This is a genomic window from Marinobacter sp. L-13, from assembly GCF_056857715.1.
This window is the reverse complement of sequence record NZ_JBSXNQ010000043.1, coordinates 73765-92804: the sequence shown is the minus strand read 5'-3', so window position 1 is coordinate 92804 and position 19040 is coordinate 73765. Positions and strand designations below refer to the sequence as shown.

The following is a 19040-nucleotide window of genomic DNA, read 5'->3' as shown; positions in this document are numbered from 1 at the left end:
GGCCCACGCTTTATTGCTCGTCATTTCTCTTCTCTGGGTGGGCGCTCGACCACCTTGCGTTTGCCCTTGGCACAGCGCGAAAGCGCTTTCAGGCCGTCGGCATCGAAAGCATCGACGCGGATCACATCATAGAGCGCTTCCAGTGCTTCCAGCAGTTTGTCGCACTCGTCTGCCTTGACCACGCCCTGGGCACAGGCCCAGTCAACCAGTTCCTTGCGCTGATGCCCCATCAACAGGTCAATGCCGCCCAGTTCGTCTTCATCGCGGTTGCGCATGGCGTCATGCAGCCGGCTGCGCATGTCCGCGGTCTCGTTGGCCAGCTTGTAGGCATTGAGCACCCGCCCGAGCGGATCTTCCGGGTCCATGGTGGTGTAGGTACCGCGACTGATGCGCTGGCGTACCGGGGTGTCCTTGACGATGGATTCCGCGACCTGTGCGCCCAGCTTGTCGTCCGGGCCGTTCAGGCCAGTGGCGCCCAGCGGGAACACCAGCAGACGCAGGGGCCAGCGCAGAGCCGGCACCGGGAAGTTGATGATGGCTTCGCGCATGGAGCCCTGTAGATCCCTGAGGCAGGTCTGTAGGCACCACTCTACCAGCGGCCGCTGGTCATCCGGGTAACCCTCCTCATGCCACTGCTTGATGACGGCGGTCGCGTAATAGAGTTGCACCAGGCAGTCGGCCATGCGCCCTGAGAGGCGTTGCCGGGCCTTGAGGCCACCACCAACGGTCAGCAGAGTGACGTCGGTCATCAGGGCGAAGGCTGCTGAGAACCGCGCCAGCTGTCGGTAGCTGGACTTGATGTTGCCTTGCCGTGGCACCGATTCTGCCCATCCCCTGGTCAGTCCCAGCAGCAGGGCCCGAAGGGCATTGCGGGTGGTGTGAGCCAGATGCCGGTAGAAGATACCGTCGAATTTCTTCGCTGCCTTGTCCTCGTCTTCCATGCCCGCGGCTTCGATTTCCTCAACAATGAACGGATGGCAGCGGATGGAACCCTGGCCGAAGATCATCAGGCTCCGGGTAAGGATATTGGCGCCTTCCACGGTGATCCCGATGGGGACCGCCTGGTAGGCCCGGGCCAGGAAGTTGCGGGGGCCGGTGATGACGCCGCGGCCTGCCACCACGTCCATGGCATGGTTGATGACTTCCCGCATCAGGTCGGTATTGCGGTATTTCAGCACGGCGGACGGCACCGAGGGCCGCACGCCACGGTCCAGCATGCCGGAGGTCAGCAGCCGGGCAGCGTCCATCATGTAGGTGTAGCCTGAGATGGGCTCCAGGGCTTCCTGCACGCCTTCAAACTGGCTGATGGTCCGGCCGAACTGTTCCCGGGTGTAGGCGTAGGAGCCGGTGGCCAGGCTGGCCACCTTGCCGGCACCGGTGCCGAGGGCGGGCAGGGAGATGGAGCGGCCGATAGACAGACACTCCAGAAGCATGGTCCAGCCCTTGCCGAGCATATCCTGGCCGCCGATGACCTGTTCCATGGGAATGAACACGTCGTTGCCCCAGGTGGGACCATTCATGAATACGGTGTTCATGGGCAGGTGGCGGGCACCGGCGTTGACGCCGTCCGTGTCTTTGGGCACCAGTACACAGGTCACACCGATTTCATCGGAATCGCCCAGCAGCTTGTCCGGATCATAGACCTTGATGGCCAGGCCGATCAGTGTCGCCACCGGGGCCAGGGTGATGTAGCGCTTGTTCCAGGTGACTTTCAGGCCCAGCACTTCCTTGCCGTTCCATTTGCCCTTGCAGACGATGCCTTTGTCCGGAATGGCGCCGGCGTCGGAGCCGGCCACCGGGGAGGTGAGGGCGAAACAGGGAATCTCGTCGCCGCCGGCGAGTCTGGGCAGATAATGCTGTTTCTGCTCATCGGTGCCGTAGTGCATCAGCAACTCGCCCGGGCCGAGGGAGTTGGGCACCATCACGGTAACGGCAGCCGATACGCTCCGGGTGGAAATCTTCATCACGATTTCCGAGTGGGCGGTGTTGGAGAACCCCAGGCCGCCGTCTTCTTTGGGAATCACCAGGCCGAAAAAGCCGTTCTCACGGATGAACTTCCAGACCTTGTCCGGCAGGTCGTATTGCTCGTGGGTGATTTTCCAGTCGTCGAGCATGGCGCACAGCTTTTCCACCGGGCCGTCCAGGAAGGCCTGTTCCTCGCTGGTGAGGTGCGCCGGCTTGGCGTCCAGCAACTTGTTCCATTTGGGCTTGCCGGAGAAAAGTTCGCCGTCCCAGTCCACCGAGCCGGATTTCAGGGCTTCGGCTTCGGTATCCGAGAGTTTGGGCAATCGGCTGCGCACCCAGCCAAGCAGGGGGCGGCTGAGCTTGTCCAGGCGCAAGTCGCCGGGAATAACAAGGATTAACGCCAGCGCCAGCAGTACACCGCCACAAAGAATGCTGATCAGGTGCCATTCATCCTGGAACAGACCCACAACGGTCGCAATGGACATGACGGCAGCGGCTGTGGTGCCGCCTATACCCAGGTAGATCAGCACCAGGGCACTGATCAGCAGAAGTAGAACACTCATGTGAAGACCTCCGTATCGTGAATGCAATCAGCGAGAAACTGACCTTTACCATCGGTCAAAGCCTGACCAGTTGCAAGAGGCGTGGGGGCGGGATGTAAAGATTGATTGCAGTAATGAAAAGCATTGTCAAAAACCCGCAAGTTTCTCTCCATTGATTGATCCAGACTGCAACTTTCGGAGAACACATAGCCTCATTCAATAAAAAGTACCCGGAGCCTAATGATGTTTAGCCAGCTCACCGTTGCGAAACGCCTTGCCCTTGGCTTTGGTCTGATTCTGTCGCTGATGATTGCCATAAGTCTGGTTGGTAATCATCGGGTCGGTTTTATCGACAGGACCCTGACCGACGTGGGTGATGGCGCCGCCGTGAAGCAGCGCTACGCCATTAACTTTCGGGGCAGTGTCCATGACCGGGCAATAGCCATTCGCGATGCAGTACTGGTTGAGAACGACCGGGAGCTACAACGGCACCTCGCGGACATTGAGCGTCTTAAGGGGTTCTATCGGGATTCCGCCGGCCCGATGGATAGGATGTTCCGGGAAGAAGGCGCTAACAGCCGGGAAAGGGAGCTCCTGGCAGCGATCAAAGAGATCGAGCGCAGGGCCCTGACGCTGACCGACGACCTCCTCGAGCTTCGCCTGGCGGGAGAGATCGACCAGGCCCGGGCATTTCTGCTCAGCGATGTCTCTGGCGCTTACTCGGAGTGGTTGAAACGGGTAAATGCCTTTATTGATTACCAGGAAGAGGTGGTTACAGGTGGCGTGGATGAGGTTCGCGAGGCAGCGAGTACATTCAATGCGTTGAACCTGGCCGTCACCGGTCTCGCGGTGGTTCTGGGTGCCCTGGTGGCACTGGTGATCATTCGCCGATTGAAGAAGATTCTTGGCGGTGAGCCCGAAGACGTTGCCCGGGCCATTCGTCAGCTGGCCGATGGTGAGTTGGACCAGGAGCTCCGGACACGGTACCCGGATAGCGTGATGGGCGCGCTGCAGGACACTGTGGAGCGATTGGGCGGCATTATCCGGGAAGTAGGGTCTGCCGCTGAAGAGCTCTCCACTTCCTCCTCTGAACTTGAAAGCACTTCGGATAACAACAGCCGACAGATACGTCTCCAGGCGACCGAGGCGGAACAGATGGCCACGGCGGTGAACCAGATGGCCGCCACGGTGAACGAAGTGGCGGGTTTTGCCGCCAGCGCGGCAACCGCCACCCAGAAAGCCGACATCGAAGTGGAGAGCGGTAATCGCGTGGTGCAGGAAACCGCGGCCTCCATCGGAGAGCTGGCGGAAACCCTGGAGCAGGCAACACAGACTGTGCAGCGCGTGTCCCAGGACAGCGCCAATATCGAAAAGATCATCGAGGTGATCAACGCCATCGCCGAACAGACCAACCTGCTGGCGCTGAATGCTGCGATCGAGGCGGCACGCGCCGGCACCCATGGACGAGGATTCGCTGTCGTGGCCGACGAAGTACGGTCGCTGGCATCGCGGACCCAGGATTCCACCCGGGAAATTCAGGAGATGATTGGAAACCTGCAGGCGGGCGCCGGCCAGGCGACCGAGGTTATGGAAAGCAGTCGGGAGCTTGCCCGCACCACGGTGGACAAGACCAGCGAGGCGGAAGCTGCTCTGGCCCGGATTCGTCATGAGGTGGGTGCCATCAACGACATGAATGCCCAGATCGCCAGTGCCTCGGAAGAGCAGAGTTCCGTTGCAGAAGAAGTTAACCGCAATATCAGCCGCATCCATGATGCCACGGTGGAGACCTCAGCCGGTTCCGAGCAGGTGGCCGGGGCAAGCCGGGATCTGGCCGTGCTTGCCGGTCAGCTGCGTTCGCGGGTCAGTGTGTTCCGGTTCAAAGGCTGAGGCCGGAGATCAGCAGTGCCAGGGTCGCCAGCAGCACCGCGACGTTGGTGCCGAGGAGAGAGTTGAGCTGTTCGGGGCGGTTGAGCGCGCCGGGCAGCTTGACGCTTATCCAGATCGCTGCCGGCAGAGGCGCAAACGCGAGAGCGGTCCACAGCGGTAACCAGCCAATCCAGATCGCCGAGCCCAGAATCCCAAAGCTGCCCAGCAGCAAAAGCGCAACCAGGCGGGTGGCGGCTTTCTTTCCAAGAGTAATCACCAGATGTCGGCGCCCGACTTTCCGGTCCGCGTCGGCATCCGGTATCTGATTGATCAGCAGCAACTCACTGACGAGCAGCAGGCCGATGGTGGAAACGGTAAGGGCCGTTGCGTCCAGCCGGGCCCCAAGGGCAATCAGACTGCCCAGAATCATCACCGGTCCGAACCCCAGCCCCGGAGCCAGCAGGCAAATCAGCGGCGAACGGGTAATCCAGCGGGTATACGTGAGCACCAGCACCACGCCGGCCGCGCCGAGCACCAGCATTGGCAGGCCCCGGAGCCAGAGAAAATACAACCCGATTGCGACAACCAGTCCCAGTGTGCCAAAGGCGGCCAGCAGGACTTGCCGGGCGGCGGTGGGAACCTCCGGCAAGGCACCACTGCCGCCGGAGAATGGCGTGCGACGGGTAATCAGATCCAGCCCGGAGGCAAAGTCTTCGTACTCATTGAGCAGATTGACGGCGGCATGGGCCAGCAGGGCGCCAATCAGGACGAGCAGGGTATTGAGCAGGGCCGGAGGCTCGCCCTGGTGCCAGGCTACCGCCACGCCAAGGCCGGCACACAGCGGTGCGAGTACCAGGAAATTGGGTCGGGAGGCGCGCACCACCGCAACGGTTTCAGACATCGGGTCCTTCCTCGGCTAACAGAGCGGTTAGTGGGGCAGATGCTCAGACGTAGCCGGCGGCAAACACCAGACCGAGCACAACCGGCATAACCACAAGACTGCCCAGATTGCTCAATAATACCAGCGAGGCGACCTTGTGTGGCTCCTGCCGATACTGTTCCGCCACCATGTAATTGAGTACGGCCGGAGGCAAGGCTGCAAATACCCACAGCGCCGCCACCTGCATCCCGGGAAGATCCAGAACCGCAATCATCGGCCATGCAAGGATCAGACCGCTGGCGGGACAGGCGATGGCGCCCAGCATACCCAGTTTCCAGTCACTGAAATCGATATCAAGCATGCGCACGCCAAGGGCAAAGAGCATCAGCGGTATGCTCACACCACCGAGCATGTTCAGGGTTTCCAGCAGCCATTCCGGCAGGGTCACGCCCCCGAGATTGACCGAGAGCCCGGCAATACTGGCAAATACGATGGGCAGCTTCAGGCGTTTTACGATGGAGGTATGGGGGGCGAGTATGTACAGCCCCACCGAAAAGTGCAGCAGCATTTCCACGATGAATAGCACAATGGCCGCCGGCAGGGCCTCATCGCCGAAGGCCAGTACCAGCAGCGGAAGACCCATATTGCCGGAATTGTTAAACATCATCGGTGGCAGAAAGGTCTTCAGGTTCAGCTTCAGAACCCTGGCCAGCGGATACAGAACAATTCCTGATCCGAGCACAACCACCGTGGCGGCCAGTGCAAGCTGGGCGTAGTTCTGCAGCGGAGCCTGCTGGTCAGCAAGAACAGCGAAGACCAGCATGGGCACAAACAGTTCCATGTTGAGAACGTTCAGTCCCTGGATGTCGGGCGTCCGGTAGCGGCCATAGAGTGCGCCGCAACCGGCGATCAGAAACACCGGCAACATGGTGGACAGAATCTGGCCAATCATTGAACAGGCTCCGGGGAATGTTTGGAAGTTTTTATTGGATAAACCGTTAGGTTCGCAAGTATCGCCCTGCTTGGGCAAGTGTTTATCGACGATGTTCGACCAAAGCCGGATATGGACACGGTGGCGACATCGGCAGCCGACGGTTGCGATGGCCGTTCGGGCCCACCACAATACCGTTTTCCAATGTTGTTATCTGCCCTGGAGAGTCCCTGTGTCCAGCCCGTTTGATCAGCCGGTTTCCCGGGAACACACCTGTTCCGTCAAGTTTGATGCCCGCAAGGCGGTTTTTGGCACCGAGGATGTTATCCCGGTCTGGGTGGCCGATATGGATTTCGCGGCACCGGAGGCTGTCACCCGTGCGTTGAGGGAGCGGGCGGAACATCCGGTTTATGGCTACACCCTGTTTCCGGACAGTCTTTACCAGTCGATGATCGACTGGTTTGCCAGTCGCCATGACTGGGAGATCCGGCGCGAGTGGATACTGATGGCGCCCGGCGTGGTGCCATCGATCAACGCCGCGTGCATGGCCTACGCGGGACCCGGTGAGGGCGTCATCATCCAGCCGCCGGTTTATCCGCCGTTTTTCAGTTCGGTGCGGCACAGTGGCCGGGTGGTGATCGAAAACCCCTTGGTGCCGGAGGATCCGGACACCGGAGACCCGGGCCACTACCGCATGGATCTTGATCACTTGGAGCAGTGCGCAGCCCGCCCCGATGCCCGGATCCTGCTGCTGTGCTCGCCCCATAACCCGGTTGGCCGGGTTTGGTCGGAGGAAGAACTGACGGCGGTGCTGGATATTGCTCGCCGGCACCGGCTGGTGGTGGTCTCCGACGAGATTCATTGTGACCTGACCTTCACGGATAAACCCCGCCACACCATGCTGGCGAAGCTGGCCGGTCCTGAAGATGCACTGGTAACGGCGGTCGCACCGAGCAAGAGTTTCAACATGCCCGGCCTCGGCCTGTCGGCTCTGGTTATTCCCGATGCGGACCGGCGCAAGGCAATGAAGGACGTGTTTGAATCCATGCATCTGCCCCAGTGCAATCCGTTCAGTATTGCCGGGTTTGAGGCCGGCTACCGCCATGGTGCCCCCTGGCTGGACGATCTGATGGCCTATCTGCAGGCCAGCCGGGACTATGTGGTGGAGGCTGTTGGCCAGCGCCTGCCCGCCATTCGCGTGTCCGCTCCGGAGGGCACCTATCTCATGTGGCTGGATTGCCGCGAACTGGGGCTTGACGATGCCGGCCTGAAACGCTTTTTTGTCCGGGAAGCCCGTGTGGGCATGAACCCCGGACTCTCCTTTGGCGACCCGGGCAGTGGCTTTATGCGCCTGAACATCGGCTGCGCCAGATCGGTTCTGGAAGAGGTCATCGGCCGCATTGAAGCGGCTCTCTAGTCAGTTGCCCGTTCCTCGTTACTGTTGGCCTTCCAGGGAACAATGATCCTCCACCAGTTGCCAGCGAGGAGGCTTGTTCATGCCGGGCATGTCACCATTGGTTGCCCGGATAGCCTCCCAGATCTGACCGCCGTGGGTGACCAGGCTGCCAACCGTGTAGCTTCTGGAAAATAGCCACGGGTCCGGTCTTACGCACATGCCGGAAGACGTCTCGCCCCGTTTGCTCTTGCCGACGGATTGGCCGGCCTCGGTGCCTTTCTGGCCGTCTCCGGTCCGGGTTTGGTCAACCGGTTGCTTACGGCCCTCGCAGTCCGGCACAGAATCCAGTTCTTTCCAGTCGAACGTAATGCCGGGCTCCAGGCCCTCGTGCAGTTCGCGGGACTCATACCAACTGCCTTTGTGAAAGACCGCTGCACCGGCTGGATAATAGCGGGTAGGCACCCACTTTGACTCTTCGGGATCACAGGGTTCCGCTGCAGCCGGCGCCGACAGGCCAGCGGCCAACAGGACCAGAACCAGGCAAAAGAAGCGGTGAGAGTTTCCTGGCACAGGTTTAATCATGGGGGTCTCCTTTTGCTGAGCGTTCCGGGGTTGGGTAGTGGGTGTGTTTCCGGGTCTGCGTGGCCAGCACCAGCCCGGCCAGGATCAGTGCCCCGCCGATAACATGAAACAGCCCGAGGGATTCGGCCAGGAAAATGCCGGCCAGAACCGAGGCAAACACAGGGGTCAGGTACATAAAGATGGCCGCCCTGGCCGGACCAATTTTATGCACACCGTGGTTCCAGAATCCATAGGCCAGGATCCCCGGGAAGATGGCGAAGTACAGCAACGGCATGGCGGTGCTTTGCGACAGCTCAAAGCCACCAGAGAAGAACAGCAGATCCGTCAGATAGAAGGGCAGGACGACCAGTGTGCCGAGGAGAATCTGGGTGGTCAGAAACGTTAGTGCAGGCAGTGGTACGGCCTGCCGTCTCAGTAGCACCGAGAACAGGCCCCAGCTGAACACCGCCGCCACCATGATCAGATCCCCCGGCTGGGCCTGAAGGCTGGTGAGCACCGAGAGATCACCGCGGGCAATCACGGTAACGATGCCGGTGATGGCCAGTGCGATCCCGAAGGCCTGGACCGGACGGGTGCGGTCGCCTAGGAGAATCCAGGCCAGCAGTGCCACAAAAATGGGGATGGTGGCGTTGATCAGGGCAATGTTGGTCGCGGTGGTTGTGGTCGCCGCCAGGTACAGCAGGGTATTGAACGCCCCCACGCTGAAGGTCGCCAGGGCCAGCATGGAACCGAACCGCTGGCGGATAACGTCGCGGTGGCGCCAGATACCCGGCAGGCCGAAAGGCAGCAGGATGGCCAGGGCGATTACCCAGCGCCAGAACGACATGGAGAGCGGCGGAATGTTCTCTACCGTGCCCCGGGCGACAACGGCGTTGCCGGCCCAGAACAGAGGTGTAAGAACCAGCCCGATGTAGGCCAGGCCGGGAATTCGTGACAAGACTCCGGCGTTCTCGGAAGACACAAAGGCTCCTGTGGGGTTGGTGAGGCCCGAAAAAAGCCTAGCATACTACTCTCCGGGAACTTCTGCCTCCGTACCAATGTGGTAGGCGGCAAAACCGGCCATCACTACCTGGTCCACGGCCATACCGATAACCCGGCCATCGGTGGTGGACCGGATGGGGTGCTGGGCATTGGTGATCGGATCGGACACGTAACCGAGAATCTCCCCTTCCGATACGCTGGCCCCCAACTCAATTTCGCTGAACAGAATCCCGCCGTGGTCCGCGCGGATCCAGTCGGAATCGTAGTAGACAGGCTCCGGATCGCCCCACACGAACATCCGGGAGATCATGCCCTGACGCTCCATCAGGCTGGTTAGGCTGTTCACGCCGGCACCGATCTGGTGCTGCTGTATACGGTGGGATTCGCCGGCTTCCAGGGTGACGGTGCGAATACCGGCTTCGACAGCAGCGGTGCGCAACATGCCCGCAGAACCGGAGCTGTGAACCACCGCCATGCGGTCAAAGCCCCGGGTGAATTCCGCCACGTCCGGGTTGTTCATGTCGGCGCGAAGCTGCGGCAGGTTGGTGCGCTTCAGTGAGCCGGTGTGGATGTCCACCAGCATGTCGCACTTGCGAATCACGTTCTCGAACAGTGAATGGGCAATCCGGTCGGCCAGGCTGCCATCGGGGCTGCCCGGGAAATGCCGGTTGAGGTCCCGGCGATCGGGCAGGTAACGACTGCCCTGCTGGAATCCCGGCAGGTTCACAATCGGCACACCCACGACCGTGCCCGACAGCTTCTCCGGGTTCAGGTCATACATGGTCTGGCGGATGATCTCGATGCCATTCAACTCATCCCCGTGAACTGCCCCGGTGAGGCACAGCGTCGGGCCGGCGTTGATGCCGTTGACCACCAGAACCGGGGTTGTCTGGGACAGCCCGGCAATCTGAATGCCGGGGGTCCAGGCCAGGCGGGTAGACGTGCCGGGCAGGACATCATTGTCCAGCAGCGTGAAGACCTCGCCTTCGCGAATCTCGGGCTCCGGCTCCGGCTCGGGTTCGGCCACCGCTTCGGTTGCCATGACCTCGGATTCTGCGGCATCTGCATCGGTATCTCCGGGCGCTGAAACCTGTGCCTCCGGTGGCGGCGCAACCTGCTTGAGATCGATGTTCGGGGCTACCTTGCGGGAACCGGCCGAGGGCGTATCGATACCGGCTCCGCCCTGTGGGACTGCCGGCTGACGGGCTGTATTGTTCTTCCCTTTGGTCTGCAGAGGGGCCGAATGCTCAACGTCCTCGACGCTCTCGTCCTCGGCCAGTTCCGCGATCAGCACTTCGGATTTTTTGCTGGCCTTTGCCGAATCGGTTTCGGCCAGAACAGGTGCCGACAGCCAGGGTATGACCAGGCCAATCAGCAGGATCCGGGGGGACGGTTTTTGAAGCCGCTCAAACAGCATATTTCCTCACGGTTCGTCAGTGTGCGCTCAAGGATAGAGTGCCTCTGGCGGTCATGAATACTGCTGTGACAAAGGTTTAATGCCACTTTCATGAAATCCGGGCAAGTTATAACGAAAACAGTTATACGCCGGAAAAGTGATTAAAAATATGGGTGTTTTGCGAAATCCCGTGTGCTTTCGTTACTCCCGCGTTAGCTGTCGTGTACGACATGCCACAGATCGTCCTCCCGGAACGCCCTGTGCTCCGCCTCCAGCTTCAGTAAATGCGCCAGGGCTGACCGTGCCGCAAGGCCGTGGATGGCGGCCGGAACATCGTCATAGGCTTTTGCGGTAAGAGCTTTCAGGTCTACAGGAGCCAGGGCTTCCAGCGCGCGGGCCACCTTGTGCTCACGGGACAGACGGTGGGTGATCAGGAAATCGATCACCGCTTCGGGATGCCCCATCAGAAAGCCGTGTGCTGGCGCAATGTAGCGAATGGATTCGGCCAGCAACTCGTAGAGCGACTCGATGTAGGCCTTCATGTCGCCGTCCGGCGGATTAATGACCACCGTTGAGCCCTGCATGATGTGGTCACCGGAAAACAGCAGCTTCTGGTCGACCAGCAGAAAACACAGATGGTTCGAGGCATGACCCGGGGTATGAAGCACCTTCAGGAGCCCGGCTTCGGTCACAATCAGATCACCGTGCTCCGGTTCATCATCGGCCCGGAAGGTCTGGTCCTGGCCGGCACCCGGGGGCGCCGGCCAACCGAACACCCGGCAACCGGTGCGCTCTTTCAGGGCGGCAACGGCCGGCGAATGGTCCTGGTGCGTGTGGGTTACCAGAACCTGGTCAATGACGCCACCGGTCACCTCCAGAATTCGCTCGATATGGGACTCGTTGGCGGGGCCGGGGTCGATCACCGTGAAGCGTTCATGGCCCAGAATGTAAGTGTTGGTCCCTGGCCCGGTCATCATCCCCGGGTTGGGCGCCGTCAGCCGGGTGACACGGGCCGCGACCTCAACCGCCTCTCCGGGATTAATCTCCGCCCGGGTCGAGCCTTCACCTTCCGGATCCAGCTTCGCGGCCTCATCATAGGCCGGCGCTCCCGGCTCCAGCGTCACCGGCTTACCCTTTTTGACCGCCGGCCAGGGCTGGTTGGGGTAGGGCTCGGGCGGGTTGGCGTGGGCATAGCGCATCAGCGCATCGGTGGTCTCGAACCCGTTCAGCACCCGCAACGTCCGAATCGTTGGCAACCCCAGCAACCGCTGGCCGTTCCGATGATCCTCAAGGGCCTGTTCCGGGCGGATCCAGACATGATCGATGGTTTCGATACCGTCGTGCCCGGCCAATTGACCTTCCGGAGCGGGCGTCACGAAAAACCGTGTATCGAAACGCCTCGGCGGCCCCGGCGGCGTAATCCAGTGGCCGAGATAGGCAAGCCTGTCCAGCGGAAGCGCCAAGCCGTGCTTTTTGCACAGACTGGCCAGAGACAGATCGCCGTCGAACACCGACCTCCGATCCGCATGGGCCGGATGATCCCCGGATATCGGGTTGCCCTGTTTATCCACCGCAACCAGAACCCCGGACTCCTCAAAACACTCCCGAACCGCCGCCAACATATAGTCCGCGCCGCCTTCATCGACACTCATGGTCTGACTGATCTCGGCGTCTCCGGGCCCGATAATATGGTCCTGCCCGTGAGTCTCGTTTTCCTCGACTCGCCCGCCAGGGAATACAAAATAGCCGGGCATAAACACGGCGTCCCCGGTGCGTTGCAGCAGCAGGACTTCAAGGCCTTCGGCTGTATCTCGAACCAGAACCAAGGTGGCAGCAGGGCGAATATCCATAAAACTCCATCTTCAAATATTTATTGTCAGTGCGCGGGAGTGATACGAACGATGGCAGGGAAGGGCTTTCCAAAACTGTCTGTCGCCAGGGATGGCGACAGTCAAGCGTCACATGGACGTGCCGCAAGGAGCTTGTTTTGGAAAGCCCTTCCCTGCCGTCGCTCCACCAAAACCATCGGCGCGGAGGTCTCATAGCAAGATAACCGATTTGGGACTGGGCGTCTTGAGATGAACACTAAAGTCGAACAGCGTATGATTTGCCCCAAGATACCCAGTGAAAACAGGAACCCCCGTGGCCCGAATCAAACTCTCCTTCCCGGACGACGTCTTCTGCTTCGAAACCAGAATGCCCGTCAGAATCACCGACATCAACGGCGCCAACCACCTCGGCAACGACGCCCTGATCTCGATGCTCTCCGAAGCCCGGGCCCAGTTCCTGGTCAGTTACGGTATCCAGGAAGCGAGCAAAGACGGCACCGGCATTATCGTTACCGACCTGGCCACCATGTACCAGTCGGAATCCTTCTTCCCGGAAATGCTGCGTTTTGAAGTGGGTCTGATGGACTTCAACAAGTATGGCGGGGATTTCGTGTTCCGGGTCACCAAGGCCGAGAGCGGCCAGCCGGTGGCACTGGCCAAATACGGATTCGTCTTCTTCAACTATCACCGCAAGGAAGTGGTGCCGGTGCCCGAGAGCTTCCGCTCACGCTTTGCCTGAGGATATCTCGGCCTTAAGGCGCGTCATGCCGGCCCGGTAGAAGCTGTAAGCCATGGCGCCGGCGAACAGATTGCCCACCAGGGCGCCGCTCATAAGCCCGTAGACGCCGTTGATCTGGCTACCGATCCAGAGCAGGGGCAGGAAACACAGGAACAGGCGCAGGGTGGAGACCAGCAGGGCCCGCATCGCTAGGCCGAGGGCATTGCACACCGACACCATCAGCATGCATACGCCCAGACCGCTGTAGCTGAGCGGTACCCGCACCAGATAGCCGGCCAGAACCTCCTGCACATCACTGTCGCTGGAGAACAGCTCAGACACCAACCCGGAAGCGACCACCCAGGTCAGGCCAATGGCCAGTTGCCAGACCACCACAAACCGGACCGCAAGACGTACCAGTTTACGAATCTGCTCGATATCGCCGGCACCCAGCATGCGGCCAATCATCGGCGGCATCGACATGGTCAGGGCCAACACCACCACAATGGAGAAAAATTCCAGGCGGGTACCCAGACCCCAGGCGGCGACGGCAGCGGAGCCAAAGCCGGCCACGAGGGCCGTCGCCAGCATGGCCGAGACAGCCGGCATCAGCTGGCTCACCATGGCGGGGGCCATAATGCCGTTGAGCTGTTTCAGGGCGTTCCACAGGGCAAGCTCGCGCAGGTCGAACCGGATCCAGCGGCGTTTGAGAAGTTTCGGATAGATCACCAGACAGCCGATTCCGAACGAGGTAATGGTCGCCCAGGCGGCGCCGGGTAGTCCCCAGCCGAAAACAAAGATGTAGAGCGGGTCCAGGGCGATGTTGGTCAGACTCGTGGCCACCATCATGTACCCGGGCAATTTGGTATCGCCGTGGGAGCGGCACACGCTGTAGCCGAAGTACAGGAAGGCTCCGGTCCAGGCGGCCATCAGCCAGGGAACCCAGTACTGCCGGATCAGCGGCAGAAGTGAGTCTTCCGCGCCAAGGGCGGTCATGATGGGCCCCTGCAGAAACCAAAGCGCCACGCAGATGACAAAAACGAGGCTGCCGCCAACGGTAATGATCAGGCCGCCCAGCCGGAAGGCGCGCAATTCATCGCCGGCCCCCAGCGTGCGGGATACGATCGCTGTGGTGGCGATCCCCAGACCCACCTGAAGGCCGATGATCAGTTGCTGCATCGGCAAGGTGAAACCCAGGGCTGCCAGCGGATCACGACCCAGCTGACCCACGAAGGCACTGTCGGCCAGCTGGAAGGTCATCAGGGACAGCACCCCGAAGAGCATGGGCCAGGTCATGCTGTAGAGCTGGCGGGCCAGGGATGGGTTTTGGGTGGTGGTCTGCACGGGGTGTTGTGGGCCTTCGGTTAGGATTCGGGCTTTGGGCGGGGATTCTAACAGGTTCTGGTTTTGGAGCATGCAGTCGGCTGGGGGCGGGCTTCTGAAACACGCTGTGAATACATCCCTGTACGCTCGGCTCCGCCATCCATGGCTCCGCACGGTTTCAGAAGCCCGCCCCCATCCAACTGCCCCGAAAACCGGTGATATGTCCGGCGCTCAGGGCGATAAGAAGCGTTACAGCACCTTCAGCGCCGCATCGTAATCCGGCTCATCCTTGATCTCATCAACCAGCTGGCTGTGGATGACCTTGTCGTTCTCATCCAGTACGACCACCGCCCTGGCGCAGAGACCGGCGAGGGGGCCATCCTGAATGGCAACGCCGTAGTCCTGCTGGAAGCTGTAGTTCCGGAAGGTCGAGAGGGTTTCGACGTTTTTCAGACCTTCGGCGCCGCAGAAGCGAGCGGCTGCGAAGGGCAGGTCGGCAGAGACTACGAGGACCACGGTGTTGTCCAGGCTGCCGGCCTTTTCGTTGAACTTCCGGGTAGACGCGGCGCAGACGCCGGTGTCGATGCTCGGGATGATGTTCAGGATCTTGCGCTTGCCGGACCAGTTGTCGAGTTTGACTTCTTCCAGCCCGCTGTTGGTCAGGGTAAAGGGAGGCGCGTTGTCGCCTGTCTCGGGAAATTTGCCGCTCAGTTCAATGGGATTGCCGTCCAGATTAACGCTGCTCATGGTATTTGCTCCTCGGTGTCTGGTTTAGAGTCTTACGTACTCTGTGTAGACCACTTTGGATGATTTTGCCTGTTCGCTTTGGCGGTTGGGCTGATGCGGGAGGGCTTTTCAAAACACGCTCCTTGCGGCACGTCCCTGTGACGCTTGGCTGTCGCCATCCATGGCGACAGACAGTTTTGGAAAGCCCTCCCGCATCAGCCTCCTAGCATCAGAGTCTTTTCCCCTGAGGCCATTAGACTTCAATTACTGGTTATTGATTGTGGTTCGAAACCTTTCGCAGGATAACGTTGAACCAGCACCAGATAACAGGCCATCGCGAGTGCTGCGCAGGCGGCAATGATCAAGGCCATGACCAGTGAGGTGCCATCGTGCAGGTGGCCGACCAGCATGCCGGCAATAGCGGCGACGGCCATCTGGGTGAAGCCGAACAGGGCCGAGGCGGAGCCGGCCATGGTGGGGAAGTTCGCCAGGGCGCCGGCCATGGTCTGGGGCAGGACCATCCCGGTGCCGATCATGAACAGGGCCTGAGGCAAAATGACTGCCCAGACGTTGAACACTTCACTCAGTGCCAGCACGGCCATAAGGCTGCCGCCAGCCACAGCAATGATCAGGCCGCGTACAAGGATCTGGTCCGGCACCAGGCGACGGCCGAGACGGACGGCGGTCAGGTTGCCGACAATATAACCGGCCACCATACAGGCGAAGTACAGGCCGAACTGCTCGGTCGGTACGCCCAGGAAATCGATCAGGACGAACGAAGAACCGGACAGGAACGCAAACAGTCCGGAAAAGATCAGCGCGTTGGTCAGGGTGTAGCCCACGAAGCTGATGTCCTTCGCGATGGTCCGATAGTTCCGCAGCAGGCTGCAGATTTTAAGGGATTGGCGATGTTCCGGGCGCATCGGCTCGGGAATACCGAAGGCCACAACCACCGCCATCACCAGGGCGTAGCCACCCAATGCAAGGAACACCGATGACCAGCCGAGGCTGGCGGTCAGCAGACCGCCAATGGTCGGTGCAACGGCAGGCGCCAGTGCCATGATGCTGGCAAGGATCGCCAAGATCTTGGCAGCTTCGCGGGGCGTGTAAATATCCCGAATCGCCGCCCGACCCAGGACCGGGCCGGCAGAACCACCAAGCGCTTGCAGGAAACGGCACAGAATCAGCGTTTCGATGTTCGACGCCAGGGCACAGCCAATGCTGGCAATGGCGAAAAGCACGAAACCACCAATCATGATCGGCTTGCGACCAAAGCGATCTGCCAACGGACCGCAAATCAGCTGAGCAATGGCAAAGCCGACCATATACAGACTCAGCGTCAGCTGAACCTGATCGGTACCGGTGCCAAAGTCTGAACCAATCTGAGGCAGTGCCGGCAGATACATGTCCGTTGCCAGCGGCCCAAGGGCCACAGCGGCGGCAAGAAGTATCGTTGTCCAGACACTGGTCAAAGTCAGCATGTGTTTCCTAATGCGTTTTCAGAGAGTTACCGAAAGAGTAACGACAGGTCAGGTTGGGAAAGGCTTTCCAAAACTGTAGAGGGCCAAGGATGGCCCGAAACAAGCGCACATGGATGTGCTCGTAGCGTGTTTTGGAAAGCCTTTCCCAACCTGGCCGACCGCCGAGTAATGGCAGTCTAGGTGAGAGGAGGTAAGAAGATAACGCCAGCAAAGCTCATACAACCTATGAGCAAAACTAATTGATTAACTTTTAAGACCGTTGAGGGTAGCGGCAACGGCATTCACCTGGTTGCGCAGCCACTTGTGGGCGGGATCGTTCTGATTGCGGCGGTGCCACAGCATTAGCAGGGTAAAGGGTTTGAAATCAAAAGGTAGCGGAACCCAGGCGAAGTCCCGGAGTAAGTGTTTGCTCATGCCCTCCGGGGCCGTAGCAAGCATATCTGTTCCGCGGAGGAACTCCGGTAGGCCGGAGAAGTTGGAGACCGTCACCACATTGCGACGAACCAGACCACGGGTGTCCATGGCGGTTTCCACAGTCGGTTTTTCGCCGGTGGCGAACAACAGGGCAATGTGGTCTGCCTTAAGGTATTCCGGCAGATCCGCTGGCGGTTTCCGGTGTTCAGGATCATAGAACACCACCATGCGATCGGCCATCAGGCCCCGCTGCATAATGTCCGTCGCCTCCGGCGCGTGGGGAGAAATCACCAGATCACAGACATCCTTCCGCAAAAGGTCTGCCCGAGGAATGCCAGATGGAATCACCTGAAGGCTGATGCCCGGAGCTTCCTGCCGCAACGTTCGCACCAGGCCCGGCAAAAGCAGGTCCCGCTGGTAGTCATTGGCAGCAATCGTGAAGGTGAACTCTGCCGTGGCGGGACTGAACGGCGGGCCCGAGGACAGCGACTGCAGGTCATCCAAAATCTGGCGGATATGGGGCCCGGCCTGAAGTGCGTAGCGGGTTGGCACAATGCCGCGCCCGGACTTCACGAACAGGGGGTCTCCCAGGGCCTGGCGCAGGCGTTCCAGCGTGTGACTCACTGCTGACTGGGTAACACCCAGCCGCAGGGCGGCGCGGGACACGCTGCCTTCATCAAGCACCGCCAGAAAGGTGCTGAGGGCCCGGAAATCCAGGTTGAATGTATCAATCGGGTTCATGAATGGCAGTGTAACCCGATGCCTGCGGTGGCGCTACGGCGCCTCGCCTGATTCGTTTGCCTGAATGAATGTTCCAACAGCCTCTGCCAGATCGTCGAACCAGGGGTTGTAAGTCAGCCGGCTGGTATACACCGGACGCTCCGTGTCGTGCCAGGCACTGAACCAGAGATCGTCCTCGGGTAACTGCCGGCAACCTTCCAGGGAGATGTTATTCGGTTCCAGGCATCGCTGCAGTGGCGCGCCCAGGCCATAGAGTTCGTTGTCCGGCGCAACCAGCAGGGACTGGTGAGAGAATTCCAGGATATTGGCATCCGGCAGATAGCTGTTCAGGAAACGGATGCGCCCATCGGCCTGCGCGTCGGGCCAGGGTGTGCGGGTATCCCGAAAGATCACCATGGCGTTCCCGGAGTTGCTGAACCGTTCCCGGAACTGCGTGACCAGATATTCGAGATTGATCACCGAGTCCGCCTCCGTGGCGGCCAGGAACAAAGGCATATCGATACTTTCTTGCTGAATTATCCGGCCCTGGGCCGCCGATATGACGTCGCCGATCTGACTGCCGGCGTTAAAGGAGAACGACTCGTACTTCACCGGATTAAGCTCGGGCTCCTTCTCTACAAAATCAGCAAACACGTCGGCGATGGGCGCCAGCCAGAGGTAGTCCCGCAAACCGTTAAGCTGCCAGGCCGGTGCAACCGCAATCAGCCCTGCTGGCCGCGGCCCGGTCTCTGAAAGCGCATAATCTGTGGCCAGTGCCCCGCCCAGGGAGAATCCGCCAATAAACGCCCGGTCTACGTCCTGTGACAGGGCAACAAAGTGATGGCGTACCTGATCGCGCCAGACGTCGGCGCTGGCCGTCACCATATCCCCGGGCCGGGTGCCGTGCCCCTGTAATAACAGGGTCCGGACCTCAACACAGCGATCTGCAAGGTAACGGGCCAGATCCCGGAACACAAAGGGCGAATCGCTCAGGCCGTGAACCAATAGGATCCCGGTACGATCCCCGGAGCTGCAACCCGCCGCCGGTGCCAGCCGGTACGGCAGGTTCCACAGTACCTGCTGCTCCCGCTCAAACCCGTCCACCGGCACCAGATTGGTATCGACATAGGCTTTGACAGATTCGAGGTAGCGGTCGAAGTCGGTCACCGGTTCGGCGCCCAGGGTTGATGGCCCGGGACTGTAGAGTTGAGTGCTGGTGGCGCAGGCGGCAGTGGTGGCCAGCGCGAGTAAAACGAGCAAAGTCCTGAGGATAGTCATAGCCGGCGAGTG

Annotated in this window: 15 protein-coding genes; 3 read left to right on the top strand and 12 right to left on the bottom strand. The window is 60.4% G+C overall.

What is annotated here, in order from left to right; all coding sequences use genetic code 11:
• Window positions 1–20: 20 nt before the first annotated feature.
• On the bottom strand, window positions 21–2528 hold the full coding sequence (locus tag AC13DD_RS05485) for an acyl-CoA dehydrogenase (RefSeq protein ID WP_482930949.1): 2508 nt from the start codon (window positions 2526–2528) through the stop codon (window positions 21–23).
• A gap of 222 nt (window positions 2529–2750) precedes the next feature.
• On the opposite strand from AC13DD_RS05485, the gene AC13DD_RS05480 reads away from it, so the two are divergent.
• A complete protein-coding gene (locus tag AC13DD_RS05480) occupies window positions 2751–4394 on the top strand; it encodes a methyl-accepting chemotaxis protein (protein WP_104270930.1) in 1644 nt (547 codons plus the stop codon).
• Here the strand turns inward: AC13DD_RS05480 and AC13DD_RS05475 are convergent.
• On the bottom strand, window positions 4384–5274 hold the full coding sequence (locus AC13DD_RS05475) for a prenyltransferase (RefSeq protein ID WP_053113291.1): 891 nt from the start codon (window positions 5272–5274) through the stop codon (window positions 4384–4386). The two genes, AC13DD_RS05480 and AC13DD_RS05475, sit on opposite strands and share 11 nt — an antisense overlap.
• A gap of 43 nt (window positions 5275–5317) precedes the next feature.
• Complete coding sequence (locus tag AC13DD_RS05470; RefSeq protein WP_273096696.1) at window positions 5318–6205, bottom strand: AEC family transporter; 888 nt, start codon at window positions 6203–6205, stop codon at window positions 5318–5320.
• 211 nt (window positions 6206–6416) lie between these two features.
• On the opposite strand from AC13DD_RS05470, the gene AC13DD_RS05465 reads away from it, so the two are divergent.
• Window positions 6417–7601, top strand: coding sequence for a MalY/PatB family protein (locus AC13DD_RS05465; protein ID WP_053113290.1), 1185 nt, complete (start codon window positions 6417–6419; stop codon window positions 7599–7601).
• A gap of 18 nt (window positions 7602–7619) precedes the next feature.
• On the opposite strand, the gene AC13DD_RS05460 is transcribed toward AC13DD_RS05465, so the two are convergent.
• From AC13DD_RS05460 to AC13DD_RS05445, 4 genes are all read right to left on the bottom strand, one after another.
• Window positions 7620–8162, bottom strand: coding sequence for a carbohydrate-binding protein (locus tag AC13DD_RS05460; protein WP_008172708.1), 543 nt, complete (start codon window positions 8160–8162; stop codon window positions 7620–7622).
• Window positions 8155–9123: a DMT family transporter gene (locus tag AC13DD_RS05455; RefSeq protein WP_273044133.1), complete on the bottom strand. Its 969-nt coding sequence runs from the start codon at window positions 9121–9123 to the stop codon at window positions 8155–8157. The genes AC13DD_RS05460 and AC13DD_RS05455 overlap by 8 nt, the downstream gene beginning before the upstream one ends.
• 45 nt (window positions 9124–9168) lie before the next feature.
• On the bottom strand, window positions 9169–10560 hold the full coding sequence (locus tag AC13DD_RS05450) for a succinylglutamate desuccinylase/aspartoacylase family protein (RefSeq protein WP_482930948.1): 1392 nt from the start codon (window positions 10558–10560) through the stop codon (window positions 9169–9171).
• 191 nt (window positions 10561–10751) lie between these two features.
• A complete protein-coding gene (locus AC13DD_RS05445; RefSeq protein ID WP_482930947.1) occupies window positions 10752–12389 on the bottom strand; it encodes an MBL fold metallo-hydrolase in 1638 nt (545 codons plus the stop codon).
• A 292-nt stretch (window positions 12390–12681) separates the two neighbouring features.
• On the opposite strand from AC13DD_RS05445, the gene AC13DD_RS05440 reads away from it, so the two are divergent.
• A complete protein-coding gene (locus AC13DD_RS05440) occupies window positions 12682–13107 on the top strand; it encodes a thioesterase family protein (RefSeq protein WP_008172718.1) in 426 nt (141 codons plus the stop codon).
• On the opposite strand, the gene AC13DD_RS05435 is transcribed toward AC13DD_RS05440, so the two are convergent.
• From AC13DD_RS05435 to AC13DD_RS05415, 5 genes are all read right to left on the bottom strand, one after another.
• Window positions 13093–14430 (bottom strand): MATE family efflux transporter, encoded by a 1338-nt coding sequence (locus AC13DD_RS05435; RefSeq protein WP_273096687.1) that lies wholly within the window; start codon window positions 14428–14430, stop codon window positions 13093–13095. The genes AC13DD_RS05440 and AC13DD_RS05435 overlap by 15 nt on opposite strands.
• A 228-nt stretch (window positions 14431–14658) precedes the next feature.
• Entirely contained in the window at window positions 14659–15156 is a 498-nt protein-coding gene (gene tpx, locus AC13DD_RS05430; protein ID WP_014578719.1) for a thiol peroxidase, read from the bottom strand.
• A gap of 239 nt (window positions 15157–15395) precedes the next feature.
• Window positions 15396–16616, bottom strand: coding sequence for a Bcr/CflA family multidrug efflux MFS transporter (locus AC13DD_RS05425; protein WP_476158342.1), 1221 nt, complete (start codon window positions 16614–16616; stop codon window positions 15396–15398).
• A gap of 243 nt (window positions 16617–16859) precedes the next feature.
• Window positions 16860–17771 carry a LysR family transcriptional regulator gene (locus AC13DD_RS05420; RefSeq protein WP_202346167.1) on the bottom strand — a complete coding sequence of 304 codons (912 nt, stop codon included), beginning with the start codon at window positions 17769–17771 and terminating at the stop codon, window positions 16860–16862.
• Between the two features lie 33 nt (window positions 17772–17804).
• Window positions 17805–19010: an alpha/beta hydrolase gene (locus AC13DD_RS05415; RefSeq protein WP_473805793.1), complete on the bottom strand. Its 1206-nt coding sequence runs from the start codon at window positions 19008–19010 to the stop codon at window positions 17805–17807.
• Window positions 19011–19040: the final 30 nt, after the last annotated feature.